Genomic DNA, 17,199 nt, shown 5'->3' with positions numbered 1-17,199 from the left:
CTTGGATTGTGCGTCGGGACTTAGAGCTTATGGTGGCGGCATGATCCGTTCGCTGTCGATTTTGCTATTGCTATTGTCCGCAACACTTGCCGGATGCTCCGAAGGCGTCGACAATGAACGCGTCCGTGTTGACGTTATCGAAGATCGTCCTAGGCCTCTGAATGTATCTGCAACGCCGCTGCCAATGGCGTCGGCTTATCTGCGCGCGGCAACGGCGCAAGGGTTGGTCACCTTCGATGAAAAGGGACGGATCGCGCCCGGCCTCGCCAATCGCTGGATCGTCACAGACGACGGCATGAGCTATATCTTCCGCCTCAATAAAGGGCGCTGGAATGACGGGCGTGAGGTCGAATCAAGGGAAGTCGCACGTCTTTTGACAGCGCGCATCCGGGAATTGCGCAAGGGGCGCCTTGGTGCCGAACTGGGTGTCATTGAACGTGTTGTCGCCATGACGGGCAAGGTAGTGGAAATCAGGCTGAAGGCCCCTATGCCATATCTTTTGGAATTTCTGGCCTTGCCCGAGTTCGGGTTGCTCAGCAAAGGCGCGGGATCGGGCCCGATGCAAGCCAAAAAATTTGGACAGGTTATGCAGTTGCGGCGCAATCAAACCGATGACGACGGCGTGCAGTTCCTGGGCAATGCGATGGTAACATTGTGGCGAGGTACGGCGTCTACGGCGATTGCCCGTTATGCACTTGGACAAAGTGATCTTGTCGAAGGCGGGCGGTTTGAGAGCTTTCCTTTGCTTGATGCGGCAAATATACGGGCGGATCAAATCCGGTTTGACGCGGTTCCGGGATTATTTGGTTTGCACGTCGTCAATGGCGGATCATTTTTGTCCAACACGGCCAATAGAACGGCGATTGCCATGGCTATTGATCGCCCCAAATTGCTGACGGCGTTTGACATTGTGGCGTGGCAGGAAACGGTTACCCTAGTTCCCGAGAGCTTGCCAAATCAAGCGGACATAAAACGGCCGGTATGGTCAGTGCCATCGATGGAAGAACGCAAAGCGTTGGCGCGGGCTACGGTTGCCAAATGGGAAAATACCAATGGCGCACTTCGGCCATTACGCGTGGCGTTGCCACGTGGTTACGGCGCCCGGATTTTCTTTGCGCGCTTGCGGGTGGATCTTGCATCCGTGGGCATTGACATAGAGCGTGTGACTGTGGACCGGCCACATGACTTGCTGCTTGTTGACCGCACCGCCCAACAATCCAGTCCGGCATGGTATCTGGATCAGCTGTCCTGCAAATTTTCCACCATTTGCAGCGCCCGGGCGGACGAGATTGTGGCCGAAGCGCGCCGAACGACCGACAGCGCGATCCGCGCGCAATTATTGGGGGAGGCAGAGGCCGAATTGCAGGCCAGCGCTGCCTTCATCCCCATTGCAAATCCTTTGCGTTGGTCGGTCGTCCGGCCCGGTCTTTTGGGGCATTTCGCCAATGGTCGTGGCTGGCACCTGTTGCAATATCTCGGGCGTGACCCGACATAGGCGCAAAGGAGTGACTTCAGTGCCGATTTCGCAGGAACAATTTGCAAAAATTGCCAAGGATTTGCCGGGTATGGGTAATGACCCAGTTGCCGTGCGCGCCCGTGTGGAAGCGCTTGAGAAAATATTGGAGCGTGCCTTTGTCATTCCGGGCACGAAAATTCCTTTTGGTCTGGATAGCGTGATTGGCCTTGTGCCCGTGCTGGGTGATCTCGTTACCACCTTTATGGGTGCATATATGGTGTGGGAAGCGCGCAATTTGGGCATGTCGAAATGGCAGCTTATCCGCATGACCGCCAATGTCGCTGTGGATACTGCCATCGGCGCAATCCCCTTTGTCGGCGACGCGTTCGACCTTGTCTGGCGTTCGAACAGCAAGAATTTACGGATTATCAAAAAACATCTCGACAAGCATCATCCTGCGACGCGGATTATTGAAGGCTAACCCCGCGCCAGATTTTGATGGGCCCAGTGGCTTGCGCGCGGCGTGTAAATGCCGGACACTGCCGGGGCCTGAAATCCCGACCTAGGCAGATGCGTATTTCTTGAAGCCAGCCTTTGCGATTGGTCTTTACGGTTATCGCATTTGCGGGAAGACCATCGTTCAGATCAGCAAATCTTTCCGCGAGAACTTGCGCTGTCAATGGCGTCCCGCGCTCGGGTTCGCGGGACAGTCGCCCCATATCGGGAAATTCAATCGCGTTGAACAGCAATCGCGCTGCCGTGAAATATGCGTCCGGCGTTTTGGCCATGCAACTGCCATGCTTTGCCCATTGATGCTGCAGCAATTGAGGGGAGGGGCTGAGGCAGATATTTTCTGTCACCGTCCGTCGGGGCAGAACCCCAACTGTGCGACAATATTGCGGGTAGTTGGCCCCTTTGGACTCCGGCCACAAACCATGTAGGACAAAACCAAAGTCGCCAATTTCACCCGAACATTGGAACCGTGCCGCTGGATCGCGCATCCGCCTACGGCAATATTCCGGGCTCCAACTGAGCGCCAGCACATAGCCATCTATTGCTGTGCGCCTTGTTTCGCTGGATGGCGGCAATTCCAAGGCCGGGCGCGGAAGAAATCGCGGCGGCTGGCATTGCCATGCTTGCGCCATCAGCGGCGCAGGTTGGAAAGTTCCCACGACACTTAAAAATGCTAAAAGCTTAAGCCTGCGCAAAATCCAGCCCGATATCGGCTGCCGGCGCGCTTTGGGTCAGGCGGCCAACCGAGATATAGGTGACGCCAGTTTCCGCCTTGGCGCGGATCGTTTCCAAGGTCACGCCGCCCGACGCCTCGGTTGGCACGCGGCCAGCGATCAGCTTTACCGCCGCGCGCAGCGTATCGGCATCCATATTGTCGAGCAGCAAATGACTTGCGCCTGCGGCAAGGCCAGGTTCGATCTGAGCGATGCTATCCACCTCAAGAATGATGCGTTCAACCCCTGCATTTTTCGCGCGGGCAACGGCTTCACTTACGCCGCCTGCGACCGCGACATGATTGTCCTTGATCATGGCAGCGTCCCACAATCCCATGCGATGATTTGTTGCCCCGCCCATGCGCGTCGCATATTTTTCGAGTAACCGAAGGCCAGGAATGGTTTTGCGGGTGTCCAATAGGATGCAGCCTGTTCCCGCAATAGCATCGACATATTGGCGTGTCAGTGTCGCAATGCCCGACAGATGCTGCACAGTATTCAGAGCCGACCGTTCCGCGGTAAGCATGGCCCGTGCATCGCCCTTTAAGCGCATAAGGTCCGTGCCCGCAGGCACTTGCGCGCCTTCCTCGACCAGCAACTCTATCTCCATCAACGGGTCGAGGGCATGAAAAAAAGCGACTGCGATGGGTAGACCAGCCACGGTTATGGCATCGCGGCTGTCCATGACACCGTCGAAACGGACATCTGCCGGAATGACGCTTTCAGACGTAACATCTCTGCCCGTTGGACCCAAATCTTCGGCCAGCGTCGCTCGGACAAAAGCGTCCATATCGAATGCGGGAATGTGAAAAGGCATATTGCTGTTATCCGGCCTGAATAGGGTTGGGGACTAGGCCCCCATCCATAGGTCAGTTCGCTATCGCCAGCAATTGCTGAAAAACCTTTATCGAAGGATCAATAGCCCATCAGGCTCATGACTTCCTTGCGGCTCGATTGATCGTCCAGGAAACAGCCAATGAGTTTTGATGTCACCATGCCAACGCCATGCACCTTCACGCCGCGTCCGGTCATGCAACCATGCTGGGCCTCAATGACAACGGCAACGCCTTCTGGCTTCAGATTTTCCCAGATGCAGTTCGCAACTTCGGCTGTCAGGCGTTCCTGCACCTGAAGGCGCTGGGCAAAGCCGTGCAAGACACGCGCAAGTTTCGAAATGCCGACAACCTTGTCGGTCGGCATATAGGCAATCGACGCCTTGCCGATGATAGGTGCCATATGATGCTCACAATGCGACTGGAAGGGGATGTCCTTGAGCAACACCAGCTCATGATAACCGCCAACTTCATGAAATGTGCGCGACAAATGGGCAGCAGGATTTTCGGCGTAGCCAGCGCAATATTCGCGCCAAGCGCGACCAACGCGTGCAGGCGTGTCGAGTAGACCTTCCCGCTCCGGATTATCGCCTGACCAGCGGATCAGTGTGCGAATGGCATCTTGGACTTCATCAGGAACGACAATTTTGCCGTTCGGACCGATTTCGTCTTCATAATGGATATGGGCGATGGGAAATACCTTTTCGGGCTTGTTCATCTTTAGGCTCCGGCAGGCCACGTGCCCGCATTTTCGGAACTAGAGATACGTCCACCCTATATTGAACACTATACGGACAATAGCCCATAGGGGCCGTATCGCAATATATCACGATAAAGCCTCAGAAGCCGCAAAAACAATTTGCTGCTGAAAAATCAGCCAATCGCCTGACCGGTTTTGGCCCAATCGGCCAAAAAGCCTTCAATGCCCTTGTCTGTCAGGATATGCTTGAACAGGCCTTTGATAACTGACGGCGGTGCAGTCATCACATCAGCGCCAATTTTCGCGGCTTCAAGGACATGGACGCCGTGCCGTACGCTGGCGACGAGTATTTCGGTGTCAAAAGCGTAATTGTCGTAAATCAGGCGAATGTCACTGATAAGCTGCATACCATCAAAGCCATTGTCGTCATGGCGGCCAACGAATGGTGACACGAATGTCGCACCAGCCTTTGCTGCCAACAGCGCCTGATTGGCGGAGAAACATAAGGTCACATTGACCAATGTGCCTTCTGAGGTAAGTGCTTTGCACGTCTTCAGGCCGTCGATGGTCAATGGGACCTTGATGCAGACATTGTCGGCAATTTTCCGCAGAATTTCGGCTTCCTTCATCATCGTTGCATGATCGAGTGCAACGACCTCTGCAGACACCGGGCCATCGGTCAGGGCGCATATTTCGCGGGTGACTTCGATGAAATCCCGGCCAGATTTGGCGATCAACGATGGGTTTGTGGTCACGCCGTCAAGCAAACCAGTCGCTGCCAGATCCTTAATATCAGCAATGTCAGCGGTATCGGCAAAGAATTTCATGGGATTATTTCCTGATTGGAGATTCGATTTCATGTCTCTTGGCAAAATATCGGCCAAAACAACAGACCTATTGGTATCAAATCTACGATGCTGCGGGATCATCATCCAGATGGTGACGTTCGCTGCATCATTGCCTATACGCACATCATGAGCTTGCCCACAAACCGCGTCCGCGTTGTCTTGTTGACACAAGCGATTGGTCCGCTCGATTACCGGCTGCCTGATGGAATGATCGCTGGGCCGGGTAGCGTGGTGATGGTGCCGCTTGGCCCACGCAAATTGCCGGGCGTCATCTGGGATGATGATGTTTTCGGAGATGAAGCAATAGATGCCAGCAAACTTCGTGCAGTGCTGGAAATTGTTGATGGTCCGGCACTGGGGCCAGGCTTGCGTCGCTTAATCAACTGGGTCGCGGATTATTATCTTACCAGCCATGCGTCGGTTTTGCGCATGGTATTGTCGTCTTCTGCGGCGTTCACGGCGACGGGAACCATTATCGAATATCGCCGCACAGGCTTTGAACCTTCGCGGTTGACCCCGCAACGCGCTGCCGCGCTGGACGCCTTGGAGGGCGCGCAAGGGCTTGTGCGCGAGCTTGCGGCAGAAGCAGGCGTCAGTGATGCCGTCATTCGCGGACTCATCAAAGCGGGCGCATTTGAACCTGTCACCATCAGCGTGGATTCGCCACTGCCCAAACCGCTGGCGGACTTTGACACGCCAACATTGAATGAGGCGCAGCGGTTGGCAGCAAACAGCATGGTCGAGGCAGTGCGCGCCGGCGGCTTTGACACCTTCGTGCTGGATGGTGTGACAGGTTCCGGCAAAACCGAAACCTATTTTGAGGCCGTGGCTGAAGCGATACGGCAGGACAAACAGGTTCTGGTGCTCCTCCCTGAAATCGCGCTGACCGCGCCATTTCTTGCCCGTTTCGAAGCCCGCTTTGGCGTCGAGCCGGCGGTGTGGCACAGCAACCTGCGATCCACGCAGCGCCGCCGTGTCTGGCGCGCCGTTGCCGATGGCAGTGCAAAAGTTCTGGTGGGCGCGCGCTCGGCGCTGTTCCTACCCTTTGCCAATTTGCGCCTGATTATCGTCGATGAGGCGCACGAAACCAGCTTTAAGCAGGAAGATGGCGTGCGCTATCATGCCCGCGACGTTGCCGTCATGCGTGGCCATTTTGAAAGATTCCCGGTGGTGTTGGCATCGGCAACGCCTGCGTTGGAATCGCGGCATATGGTAGCTATTGGCCGCTACAAAGGCCTTGAAATTCCGTCGCGCTTTGGCGCGGCCAAAATGCCGGAGATCAAGGCGATTGACCTCACCTTGGACGCGCCCGAATCCCAGCATTGGATTGCGCCTACCTTGCTCAAGGCATTGGAAGAACGCGTCGAACGCGGCGAACAAAGCCTGTTGTTCCTAAACCGGCGTGGCTATGCACCGTTGACCTTATGCCGGACCTGTGGGCATCGGTTTCAATGCCCCAACTGCACAAGCTGGATGGTGGAACATCGCCTCGTACGGCGGCTTGCCTGCCACCATTGCGGCCATGTCATGCCGCCGCCGGAAGAATGCCCAGAATGCGGCGAATGCGACACGCTGGTTGCCTGCGGCCCCGGCGTTGAACGCATCAGTGACGAGGTGAGCAGATTGCTGCCCCGTGCGCGCACCATCGTTGCGACATCGGACACTTTATGGTCGCCGGAGAAAGCGGCGGAGTTCGTATCCCGCGTTGAAAACAAGGCGGTGGACATCATCATCGGCACGCAATTGGTGACGAAAGGCTATCATTTCCCCGAACTGACTTTGGTTGGGGTGATAGACGCCGACTTGGGGCTTGAGGGCGGCGATCTGCGTGCTGCCGAACGCACCTTCCAGCAAATTGCGCAGGCCGCTGGCCGGGCAGGGCGCGGTGAGAAACCCGGAGAGGTGTTCATCCAGACGCGCAATCCCAATCATCCCGTTATTGCAGCCTTGGCCGCTGGCGACCGCGATGCATTTTATGATGCCGAGACCGAGCAACGCAAATCCGCTGGTGCGCCCCCGTTCGGACGCTTTGCAGCTATCATTATTTCGTCCGAAGATGAGCGTGAAGCCATTGAAGCTGCGCGCGCCGTGGGGGGTGCCGCGCCGCAAGTGAATGGCATGCATGTCTATGGCCCCGCGCCGGCACCGCTCGCCATGTTGCGGGGCCGCCATCGACAACGCCTTTTGGTTCATGCCCAGCGCTCAGTCGAGGTGCAGAATATCATCCGTGAATGGCTTGGCGGCTTACAATTTCCACGCGGCGTGCGGGTCGGAATCGACGTCGATCCTTACAGTTTCCTGTGATTCGGCGTTAGACGCTGAAATAGCGGATTTACCTCATGCATCTAATGTTGCATCGTGCCCTAAATATTCTTCGGGAGGACAAAATGCACAAAATTTTATGGGCGGCGTTATTAAGCACTGCGTCAGCCACAAGCGCATTTGCGCAAGACGCAAAGCCAGCTTCTGAAGCGACGGTCGCCGCGCAACGCAGCGTCGCGGCGCAGCTTCCCGCCGAAGATGGCCGTGACCTCGATTTTGCGGATAGGGGCTTTATTGGCACTTTGTCTGACCCCATTATCACCAACAAGGATGGCAAACCTGTCTGGAACCTCGGGGCTTATGACTGGATGGCCGATGGCAAATCACCCGATACGGTAAACCCAAGCCTTTGGCGGCATATGGGCCTGTTGCGCAAACATGGTTTGTACGCGTTGACGGACAATGTTTGGCAAGTGCGCGGCTTTGATGTGTCGAATATGACGGTGATTAAAGGCCAAACGGGTTGGATCATCATCGACCCGTTGACCAGCCGCGATACAGCGACAGCGGCGCTGAAGCTGGTTAATGAGAAATTGGGCGCACGGCCCGTTACTGCGGTCATCTATAGCCACAGCCACGGCGACCATTTTGGCGGTGTGCGCGGAATCATTGATGAGGCCGACGGAAAAGCAGGCAAGGTTCAGATCATTGCGCCGGAGCATTTTCTCGCTGAGACCGCGTCTGAAAATGTCATGGCGGGGCCTGCGATGGGCCGGCGCGCGACGTTTCAATTTGGCACTAACATGACGCCTGGCCCGCAAGGGCAAATGGGCAGCGGTATTGGTAAAGGCATTGGTGGAGGTGACATAACGCTGATCTCGCCGACAATCGACATTCGCAAAACGGGCGAACAGCGCGAAGTTGATGGTGTGACGCTGGAGTTCCAAATGGTACCGCATTCGGAAGCACCAGCCGAAATGAACGTTTATGTGCCAGCGGCGCGTACGTTTCTTTCCGCTGAAATTGCGACCTGCACCCTGCACAATATCCTGACACCGCGTGGGGCGAAAGTGCGTGATTCATTAAGTTGGTCCGGGTTTTTGAATGAAGCCGTCAACCTTTATGGCGATCGGAGCGATGTTATTGCGTCCAGCCATTGCTGGCCGCGCTTTGGCCAGTCTGAGGTCAAAGGCTGGCTAGCGGGGCAGCGCGACAATTATCGATATTTGCACGACCAAACGGTCCGCATGATGAACAAGGGCATGACCCAAGCGGAGATCGCAGAAGTTTTGAAGGCGCCGCCAGCGATTGGTGATCAATGGTTTAACAAGGGCTATTACGGCACCTACAGCCATAATTCGAAGGCGATATATCAATATTATCTGGGTTGGTATGATGCCGTCCCCGCCAATCTTAACCCGCATCCGCCGGAGGTCCGCGCGGCCAAAATGGTCGCGGCGTTGGGCGGCGCAAAGAAGGTGTTGGCCGAGGCGAAAAAGGCAATGAAAGCGGGGGATTATCGCTGGTCATCCGACCTGTTGAACCAACTTGTCTTTGCCGAACCCAAAAATGTTGAAGGGCGGGCTTTGCTTGCCGACAGCTATGAGCAACAGGGCTATCAGTCGGAATCCGCGATCTGGCGCAACATGTTTTTAACCGGCGCGCAGGAACTGCGCGCTGGCATGAAGGCAGGCATTAACGCGCAAAGCATCGACATGATTTCGGCGATACCGACCGGTTTGTTGCTCGATTCCGTGTCGACCCGACTTGACCCGAAGATCATTGGCAATGCCGCGCTGGCCCTGAATTTTGTGATTTCTGACCGAAAAGAGACCGCGAAAGTCACTGTCGGTAATTCGGTGATGTTTAGCGAAATGGGTGCGGCCCACGCAGCGCCTAGCGTCACGGTCACTGGCCCGCGCCAATTGTTTCTGGCCTTATTGTTCCTGAAAATGCCTGCGGCGCAATTACAGGCCGCTGGACTGAAGATTGAAGGCGACAGGGCGGCGATTGAAAAGCTTCAGGCGGCGCTTGACCCGATGCCGGGCGCATTCAACATTGTAGAACCTTAGGCTACATTTCCCCGCGCTGGCGGCGGATGGCGTACCATTTTGCTACATTGGCGTTGTGTTCTTGCAACGTGTCCGCAAAAATATGGCCGCCTTTGCCGTCCGCGACGAAATAATAGGCGCTGGTCTTTTGCGGGTTTAGCACGGCGGCAATAGCGGCGCGTGATGGGTTGGCGATGGGCCCTTTCGGTAGGTCAGACATGGCGTAGGTATTATAATCGTTCACATCCCGGATTTCGGACTTGCGAATGCGCCGGCCAAGCGATTTGCCCTTGGTGATGGGGTAAATGATCGTTGGGTCGGCCTGCAGCCGCATTCCTGTGCGTAAGCGATTGGAGTATACGCCGGACACGATGCGCAATTCCGATTTAAGCGCCGTTTCTTTTTCGACAATGGATGCGAGTGTCAGCGCCTCTAACGGCGTTTTGACCATCACGTTCGCGCTACGCTCTGGCCACAACTCGGCCATTGTTTTTGTCATGGCATCCTGCATGCGTTTCAGGACAGCAGCGCGCGGTTCGTTTTTGTCAAAGGCATAGCTGTCCGGCAAAACCGAGCCCTCGACGGGCACAGAAATACTTCCCGTCAGCTGGTCATTGGCCATGAGGCGTTCATACACCATGATCGACGGCATGCCTTCGGGAATTGTGATCATGCGTTGCACGGTTTTCCCATCTGTCAGGATGGACAATATTTCGGAATTGGATGCCTGTGCTGGTATGACAAATTCGCCCGCCTTGATGGTGTTAGACGCACCAAAAATCTTTGCCCGGCTGACAAATGCATCAGCAGATTTGATCGCGCCGCTTTTTTCAAGCTGACGCGCGGCGGACATCATGCTTGAACCGGGCTTAACGATTACAGTTGCCGCGCGCTCCAGCGGCCCCGGCGCGGTCCATCCGTGGATGAAGTTGCCAGCGATTACTGCCAACAGCAGCGCGGCCGCAACGACCGCCCATTTGGCGAGGCGGAGTTTTGCATGTTTTCCAGACCGTTTCGTCACCATTAGCCCTTCTCATTCCCGCCGTCGGTTCCCGCGTGCGCGGGAAGGACAAGCTGCAAGATATGCGATGGTGCCATCGCCACGTTGGTTTATTTAGCTATTTTCATGATGAGGCTGGCGTTCGTCCCGCCAAAGCCGAAGCTGTTGTTCAAAACAGCCTTCACTTCGCGTTTTTTGGCGACATGCGGGACAAGGTCAACGCCTTCGGTGCCTTCGTCTGGATTGTCGAGATTGAGCGTCGGCGGCACAATCTGGTCACGCAGCGCAAGAATGCAGAAAATGCTCTCGACCGCGCCAGCGCCGCCCAGCAAATGGCCGATGGCGGACTTGGTCGAGCTCATCGACACATTTGCTATCGCATCGCCAAATAAGCGCTTTACCGCGCCCAGCTCGATCGTATCGGCCATGGTCGATGTGCCATGCGCATTGATGTAATCGATATCGGCAGGCGTCATGCCGGCCTTTTTTAGAGCCATCTGCATGGATCGAAACGCGCCGTCACCCTCGGGATGCGGGGCGGTGACGTGATAAGCATCGCCCGATAAGCCGTAACCAACCACTTCGGCGTAAATTTTCGCACCGCGCGCCTTGGCATGTTCATATTCTTCCAACACGACCACACCTGCGCCTTCGCCCATTACGAAACCGTCGCGGTCCTTGTCATAAGGCCGGCTGGCGGCCTCTGGACGGTCGTTATAGCTCATGTTCAGCGCGCGGGCCTGCGCAAAACCTGCGATACCCAGCGGGTTTACAGTGCTTTCTGCACCGCCGGCCACCATGATGTCGGCGTCATCGTCGCGGATCATGCGGGCGGCATCACCAATCGAGTGCGCGCCTGTCGAGCAGGCGGTGACGACGGCGTGGTTAGGGCCTTTTAGGCCATATTTGATGCTGACTTGACCCGAGATGAGGTTGATTAAGCGGCCATGCACGAAATGCGGGCTGACGCGACCGGGGCCTTTTTCCGCCAGCAATAACGCTTCGCTCTCAATGCCTGGCAGTCCGCCGATCCCTGAGCCAATCGAACAACCTGCACGCAGTTTTTGTTCTTCGGTCAATTCGGAGAGGCCAGCATCTTCCAATGCTTGGCCAGCGGCATCAATGCCGTAAATGATAAAGGGGTCAACCTGACGTTGGACCTTGTGGTCGACGCGCTTGTCTGGGTCAAAGCCCCAAGGGTGGTCCTTACCCTTCACTTCGCACGCGATCAGGCATTTCTGGTCGCTGGCGTCGAAATGCGTAATCATGCCAGCGCCAGATTTTCCGGCAATCAGGTTGGACCATGTGGTTTCAACATCTGCACCCAAGGGTGTAACCAGACCTAATCCAGTGACCACGACACGACGCATTGCGTTATCTCCAAAATCTAATCTTTACGGCCCATTACTGCGAACAGGTGCCAAAAAGCAAACGGCTTTCCGACGGAAGCGCAGGTAACGCTGGTCGGAAAGCCGTTTGAATTTTTATATAGCCGCGCATCATCGCGCGTTACGGCTTAGCCGTTGCTATTGATGAAATCGATCGCGTCTTTGACGGTGGCAATCTTTTCAGCAGCATCGTCAGGGATTTCAACGTTGAATTCTTCTTCAAACGCCATAACCAGTTCAACGATGTCAAGGCTGTCTGCGCCGAGATCATCGATGAAGCTTGCAGCTTCGTTCACCTTATCGGCTTCAACGCCCAGATGTTCTACTACGATCTTTTTGACCCGTTCTGCGGTATCGCTCATTTTTATGCCCCTTATTGGTTGGGAGGATGAATTTCAGCTATCGCCCTAATGTCCAGATTAGCTGCTGGCAAGTGGCAAGCGACGCTTGTGTATCAAAGCATTGCCATCCCGCCATTTACATGGATTGTTTGGCCTGTAACATAACCGGCTTCCCGTGAGGCGAGATAGGCTACGGCGGCACCAATGTCCGCGCCTTCGCCCATGCGGCCCATCGGAATACGTGCATTCAACGCCTCTTTTTGCGCGTCAGGCAGGCTTTCAGTCATGGCTGTGGCGATGAAGCCTGGTGCCACGCAATTGGCGGTTACATTGCGGCTGGCGAGTTCTTGGGCAATCGCTTTGGTCATCGCCGTCAGGCCGCCTTTGGACGCGGCATAATTGGCCTGACCGGGGTTGCCCGTGGTGCCGACAACGCTGGTGATCGTGATGATACGGCCAAAGCGCGCCTTCATCATGGGCTTCGTCGCGGCGCGCATCAGGCGAAATGTGGCCTCAAGGTTGATGCGAATGACATCATCCCATTCGTCATCCTTCATGCGCATCGTCAAATTGTCGCGGGTAACGCCGGCGTTGTTTACAAGAATGTCGATCTGACCCAGCTTTTCTAGCGCAGCAGGGACCAACGCCTCAACGCTGTCTTTGTCGCCCAGATTGCAGGGAACCGCAACATGGTCGCCGCTTAACGATGCCCGGAATGCTTCCAGCTTTTCCACATTGGACCCTGACACTGCAAGGCGCGCACCTTGGGCCGCCAACGCGTGACAAATAGCACTGCCAATCCCGCCCGATGCGCCTGTGACGAGCGCCGTCATGCCGGTTAGATCAAACATATCATTCTCCCTTAAATTCGGGTGCGCGCTTTTCCAGGAACGCGGTGATGGCTTCGTCATTGTCTGCAGTGGCATGTGCCAAGCTTTGCATTGCGGCTGACATTTCGAGGATGTTTTTAAGGTCTGCGGTCTGTCCCTCGCGCAGCAAACGCTTCGTCATGCGGACGGCATGTGGCGGGTTTGCCGCAATTTTGTCCGCAATCGTGCGTGCTGCCGTCATCAAATCAGCATCATCCACTACTTGGGTGACCAGTCCGATGCGCAAGGCTTCGACAGCGTCGATGGTTTCGCCTGTCAGCGCCAGCTCGGTCGCTTTTGAAAAACCGACGATGCGCGGCAACAACCATGCGCCGCCATCGCCCGGCGTAATGCCCAACCGCACAAAGCTTTCGGCAAATTTGGCCGAAGACGCGGCAATCCGAATGTCGCACATCGTGGTAAGGTCCAGCCCGGCACCAATGGCCGCGCCATTTACCGCTGCGATCACCGGGACCTCAAGCGCTTGAAACATTAACGGAAGCCGTTGGATACCATATTTGTAATTGCGCCGGGTTTCTGCAGGCAATCCAGCTCGCAAGCCACCACTATCCGGACGCATTTGTTTCAGATCACCGCCGGAAGAAAACACGGTTCCCGCGCCTGTCAGGATAACACAGCGCACCGACATATCCTCATCAGCCGCCATGAAGGCGTCGCACATTTGTTCGACGACAGACACATCTGATATCGGATTCCGCTTTTCGGGCATATTCAACGTAATGGTTAGTATGCCGCCATCACGTGACTGGAGAATTTGGTCGGTCATTAAATATCTTTCAACAAGGCTTCGATGTCATCCATGCTGATGACAGTTGATGTGGAGATGTCTTCGCCCGCGCTACGCTTTACCATCGGTGATAAAATCTTCCCACCAAACTCCACGAAATGGACGACGCCGGCCTCCGCCATGGCAATTGCCGACTCGCGCCAGCGCACACGGCCAGTGACTTGTTCCACCAATTGTGCCGATATGGTCGCCGGGTCGGACACCGGCGCAGCCGTGACATTGGCGAACAAGGGCACCAATGGTGCTTGGATGGTCGTCGTCGCTAGCGCGCTTGCCATGTCATCGGCGGCAGGTTGCATCAATGGGCAGTGAAAAGGTGCGGAGACGGGCAGCAAAATGCCTCGTTTGATATTATGGTCCTTAGCCAGCAAAATCGCCCGGTCAATCGCGCCTTTATGGCCCGAAATGACGACCTGCGACGGGTCATTGTCATTGGCGACGGTGCAGGTTTCCCCTTCCGCAGCAGCAGCAGCCAATGCTTCGGCTCTCTCGATATCCGCGCCAAGCAAAGCAGCCATTGCGCCCACGCCAACGGGCACCGCGGCCTGCATGGCGCGCCCACGCAGCTTCAGCAGCGCAGCCGTTACCGACAGAGGCAATGCACTAGCGGCGCACAACGCCGTATATTCACCCAAGGAATGTCCAGCGACGAAATTGCATTTTTCCGACAGGCGAACACCGCCTTCTTTTTCCAACACGCGCAAGGTGGCAATGGCGTTGGCCATGATAGCGGGCTGCGCATTTTCGGTGAGCGTTAGTTCGCTCTCCGGGCCTTCGCACATCAGACGGAACAGATGTTGGCCAAGCGCTTCATCGACCTCTTCAAACACCGCGCGCGCAATGGGACTGGCTTCGGCGAGCATTTTGCCCATGCCAACGGCTTGGCTGCCTTGCCCGGGGAAAATAAATGCGCGCATGTTTGCTCCTGTTGGTCGGTGTTTGTGCAAAATCGCCTATGGCGCAGCGCTGAATGTTGCAAGCCCGAACGGCACAATCCGGTTACCGGCGTCGTGGCCAATATCCGCGCGGCCCAGATAATCGATCCCTGTTTTCGCGCACCAGCGCCGCGCGATTTCTTCGGCATCTTCGCCAAAAGGGCGGTCATTTTCGGGTACATCGCTGACGCGGCCAAGCCGCAATCCGGCCAGCCCTGCGGTTTGCAAATGGCTGGTGACGTGGAAAAAGGCGCGGTCATAACCATAGAGATATTCGCTGACTTCCTCCAATATCAACACATGATCTTTCAGATCAGGCATCAACGGCGTTCCGACCATCATCGCCAAGGTCATCAGATTGAACGCCGCATATTTTGTGCCGGCCTGCATTTGTGGTTCAAGCGATTGCGGCGACGCATGTAGCATCCAGTCGAGTGCGCGCAGGACGGCGGCCTCACCGCCGTCACGCCGAATATCGGCTGGCATCGGGCCGTGGCAGACATGACCAATTTGGGCGCCATAAAGCGCGCCAAGCAGATTTCCGGCGTCGCTATAGCCCATATAGATTTTATCGCCGGCCGATGATTTCAGCTTCGCAACGGCGTCCTGTGCAATTCGGCAAGCCCCATAGCCACCGCGCACGAACCAGACCGCATCAAAATCTGGGTCATTGGCAAGGTCGACAAAAGCTTCCAGCCGCTCGCCATCAGATCCGGCAAAATGGCCCGCTTCGGCAAAGCATTGGTCATGAAAGACGAGTTCAGCGGTCGGGCGGGCGGCGGCGGCAAGCGCAGAAATACGCGCCGCGTCTTCGTGGGTGAACGGGGTGGACGGCGCGCAAATTCCGATACGCATATTTTACTCTTCCCCTCATTGTCACCCCAGCTTTGGCTGGGGGCTATCGCGCCTGTCGGTTTAAGCGGATAGACGTGATGGACACCAGCCAAAGCTGGTGCGACGTGGTTTTGCAACAGAGCGTTCAGCGTTCCATTGCAAAAACTTGCGCTAACGCATAACCGCCAATCATGCACAAAAACAAATCCTATTTCTTTTGCGGCATTGGTGGCTCTGGCATGTTGCCCTTGGCCAATATCGTCCGCGATGCAGGCGCAAGCGTTGCGGGTTCCGACCGCGCACTCGACCAAGGCCGGCTGGGGCCGAAATTCGAATGGCTCCAAAGTCTTGGCATCAACTTGTTTCCGCAAGACGGCAGCGGGCTTATAAGCGGTGATCAAATCCTGATCGCGTCCGCCGCGATTGAGGACAGCGTGCCGGACGTCGCCACGGCCAACGCGCTGGGCTGTACCCGTATGACCCGCGCCGAACTCCTCGCTGACCTATTCAACGCCGCCCCGCGTAGTGTTGCCGTCGGTGGAACCAGCGGCAAATCGACCGTCACGGGCATGGTCGGCTGGATATTGACCGATGCTGGACGTGACCCGACGATCATGAACGGCGCGGTGATGAAAAATTTCGTTGCCGATGATGCGCCCTTCGCCAGCGCGCGCGTCGGGCAGGGGGATGTCTTTGTTTCTGAGGTTGACGAAAGCGATGGCTCCATCGCCCTTTTCACGCCTGAGGTGGCGGTTCTCAACAATGTCAGCCTTGATCATAAAAGCTTAGAAGAGTTACGGCAGTTGTTCGGGGACTTTGCGCGAAAGGCGAAAGCCTGTGTCTGGAACGCCGATGATGCCGAGACTGCGGCATTGATCGCGCCCATGGCATTGCCGGGCGCGATCAGCTTCGGCTTCTGCGCTGACGCACATTTCCGCGCAACGGACATCACCGACCTGCCATTGGGTAGCCGCTTCACGCTGCATGCGATGGGCGATGCCTATCCCGTCGCCTTGATCGTCCCGGGCCGACACAATATTGCCAACGCGCTTGCCGCTATTGCCGCAAGCGTCGCGCTTGGCGTGTCCGTTGCGCAAGCTGTACGCAGCGTCGAACGCTTTAATGGACTCGCCCGTCGTTTCGACATTGTCGGCACGGCCAATGACATCACGGTCATCGACGATTTCGGTCACAACCCGGACAAAATTGCCGCGACCCTGACGACGTTGAAGGCGTTTCCCGGACGAATTATCGCGTTCTTCCAACCCCATGGTTACGGCCCCATCCGCGTCATGGGCGCTGAACTGGCGGACGTTTTTGCGGATAATTTGGGCAATGCGGACCATCTCATCCTCTGCGACCCTGTCTATTTCGGCGGCACCGTGGACAAAAGCATCGGCAGCCAAAGAATCACCGACGCAGTCGTCGCCGCTGGCCGCAACGCCGACCATATCCCGTCTCGCGAAGACTGCGGCAATCATATCGTCGAACTGGCGAAGGCTGGAGATCGGATTGTCATTATGGGCGCGCGGGATGATACGCTGAGCGCGTTTGCGGCGGGCGTTTTGGCGCGTCTACAGCATTAAGGGCGAGCTCCGCATCTCCGCAATACTGCGAATCGCTTGCATTCCGCGCCAATCCCTCCTAA

The 17,199-nt window shown here is 56.3% G+C and carries 16 protein-coding genes; 5 read left to right on the top strand and 11 right to left on the bottom strand.

The window, feature by feature from the left end; genetic code table 11:
- Positions 1-40: 40 nt before the first annotated feature.
- Together ACILP4_RS05765 and ACILP4_RS05760 are read left to right on the top strand one after the other, a co-directional pair.
- Entirely contained in the window at positions 41-1,495 is a 1,455-nt protein-coding gene (locus ACILP4_RS05765; protein ID WP_395619793.1) for an ABC transporter substrate-binding protein, read from the top strand.
- Between the two features lie 19 nt (positions 1,496-1,514).
- Positions 1,515-1,937 (top strand): DUF4112 domain-containing protein, encoded by a 423-nt coding sequence (locus ACILP4_RS05760; RefSeq protein ID WP_395619792.1) that lies wholly within the window; start codon positions 1,515-1,517, stop codon positions 1,935-1,937.
- Here the strand turns inward: ACILP4_RS05760 and ACILP4_RS05755 are convergent.
- The 4 genes from ACILP4_RS05755 to fsa form a co-directional block, all read right to left on the bottom strand.
- Positions 1,924-2,601, bottom strand: a complete 678-nt coding sequence (locus ACILP4_RS05755; RefSeq protein WP_395619791.1) for a ribonuclease T2 family protein — start codon at positions 2,599-2,601, stop codon at positions 1,924-1,926. The two genes, ACILP4_RS05760 and ACILP4_RS05755, sit on opposite strands and share 14 nt — an antisense overlap.
- Positions 2,602-2,650: 49 nt before the next feature.
- Positions 2,651-3,499 (bottom strand): carboxylating nicotinate-nucleotide diphosphorylase, encoded by an 849-nt coding sequence (gene nadC, locus ACILP4_RS05750; protein ID WP_395619790.1) that lies wholly within the window; start codon positions 3,497-3,499, stop codon positions 2,651-2,653.
- Positions 3,500-3,597: 98 nt separating this feature from the next.
- Positions 3,598-4,233 carry a GTP cyclohydrolase I FolE gene (gene folE / locus ACILP4_RS05745; RefSeq protein ID WP_395619789.1) on the bottom strand — a complete coding sequence of 212 codons (636 nt, stop codon included), beginning with the start codon at positions 4,231-4,233 and terminating at the stop codon, positions 3,598-3,600.
- Positions 4,234-4,388: 155 nt separating this feature from the next.
- Positions 4,389-5,042, bottom strand: coding sequence for a fructose-6-phosphate aldolase (gene fsa, locus ACILP4_RS05740; protein ID WP_125229735.1), 654 nt, complete (start codon positions 5,040-5,042; stop codon positions 4,389-4,391).
- Between the two features lie 147 nt (positions 5,043-5,189).
- Here fsa and ACILP4_RS05735 point away from each other — a divergent pair, with 147 nt between their 5' ends.
- Together ACILP4_RS05735 and ACILP4_RS05730 are read left to right on the top strand one after the other, a co-directional pair.
- Positions 5,190-7,367 carry a primosomal protein N' gene (locus ACILP4_RS05735; protein WP_395619813.1) on the top strand — a complete coding sequence of 726 codons (2,178 nt, stop codon included), beginning with the start codon at positions 5,190-5,192 and terminating at the stop codon, positions 7,365-7,367.
- An 83-nt stretch (positions 7,368-7,450) separates the two neighbouring features.
- Complete coding sequence (locus tag ACILP4_RS05730; RefSeq protein ID WP_395619788.1) at positions 7,451-9,397, top strand: alkyl/aryl-sulfatase; 1,947 nt, start codon at positions 7,451-7,453, stop codon at positions 9,395-9,397.
- Between the two features lies 1 nt (position 9,398).
- On the opposite strand, the gene mltG is transcribed toward ACILP4_RS05730, so the two are convergent.
- From mltG to ACILP4_RS05695, 7 genes are all read right to left on the bottom strand, one after another.
- Positions 9,399-10,400, bottom strand: a complete 1,002-nt coding sequence (gene mltG / locus ACILP4_RS05725) for an endolytic transglycosylase MltG (RefSeq protein ID WP_395619787.1) — start codon at positions 10,398-10,400, stop codon at positions 9,399-9,401.
- An 86-nt stretch (positions 10,401-10,486) separates the two neighbouring features.
- Positions 10,487-11,746 carry a beta-ketoacyl-ACP synthase II gene (gene fabF, locus ACILP4_RS05720; RefSeq protein WP_395619786.1) on the bottom strand — a complete coding sequence of 420 codons (1,260 nt, stop codon included), beginning with the start codon at positions 11,744-11,746 and terminating at the stop codon, positions 10,487-10,489.
- Positions 11,747-11,892: 146 nt separating this feature from the next.
- Complete coding sequence (locus ACILP4_RS05715) at positions 11,893-12,126, bottom strand: acyl carrier protein (RefSeq protein ID WP_373474772.1); 234 nt, start codon at positions 12,124-12,126, stop codon at positions 11,893-11,895.
- A 92-nt stretch (positions 12,127-12,218) separates the two neighbouring features.
- Complete coding sequence (fabG, locus tag ACILP4_RS05710) at positions 12,219-12,956, bottom strand: 3-oxoacyl-[acyl-carrier-protein] reductase (protein ID WP_395619785.1); 738 nt, start codon at positions 12,954-12,956, stop codon at positions 12,219-12,221.
- A gap of 1 nt (position 12,957) precedes the next feature.
- Complete coding sequence (locus tag ACILP4_RS05705) at positions 12,958-13,761, bottom strand: crotonase/enoyl-CoA hydratase family protein (protein WP_395619784.1); 804 nt, start codon at positions 13,759-13,761, stop codon at positions 12,958-12,960.
- On the bottom strand, positions 13,761-14,699 hold the full coding sequence (fabD, locus tag ACILP4_RS05700; protein WP_395619783.1) for an ACP S-malonyltransferase: 939 nt from the start codon (positions 14,697-14,699) through the stop codon (positions 13,761-13,763). The genes ACILP4_RS05705 and fabD overlap by 1 nt, the downstream gene beginning before the upstream one ends.
- A 36-nt stretch (positions 14,700-14,735) precedes the next feature.
- The gene (locus tag ACILP4_RS05695) at positions 14,736-15,572 is read right to left on the bottom strand and encodes an LD-carboxypeptidase (RefSeq protein ID WP_395619782.1); all 837 of its coding nucleotides are present in this window, start codon (positions 15,570-15,572) and stop codon (positions 14,736-14,738) included.
- Between the two features lie 170 nt (positions 15,573-15,742).
- Between ACILP4_RS05695 and murC the strand changes: the two genes are divergently transcribed.
- Positions 15,743-17,137: a UDP-N-acetylmuramate--L-alanine ligase gene (gene murC, locus ACILP4_RS05690; protein WP_395619781.1), complete on the top strand. Its 1,395-nt coding sequence runs from the start codon at positions 15,743-15,745 to the stop codon at positions 17,135-17,137.
- Positions 17,138-17,199: the final 62 nt, after the last annotated feature.

The sequence above is a fragment of the Sphingorhabdus sp. genome, from assembly GCF_044239045.1.
Taxonomy (GTDB): Bacteria; Pseudomonadota; Alphaproteobacteria; order Sphingomonadales; family Sphingomonadaceae; genus Sphingorhabdus_B.
This window is presented reverse-complemented; position numbering and strand designations above follow the sequence as displayed.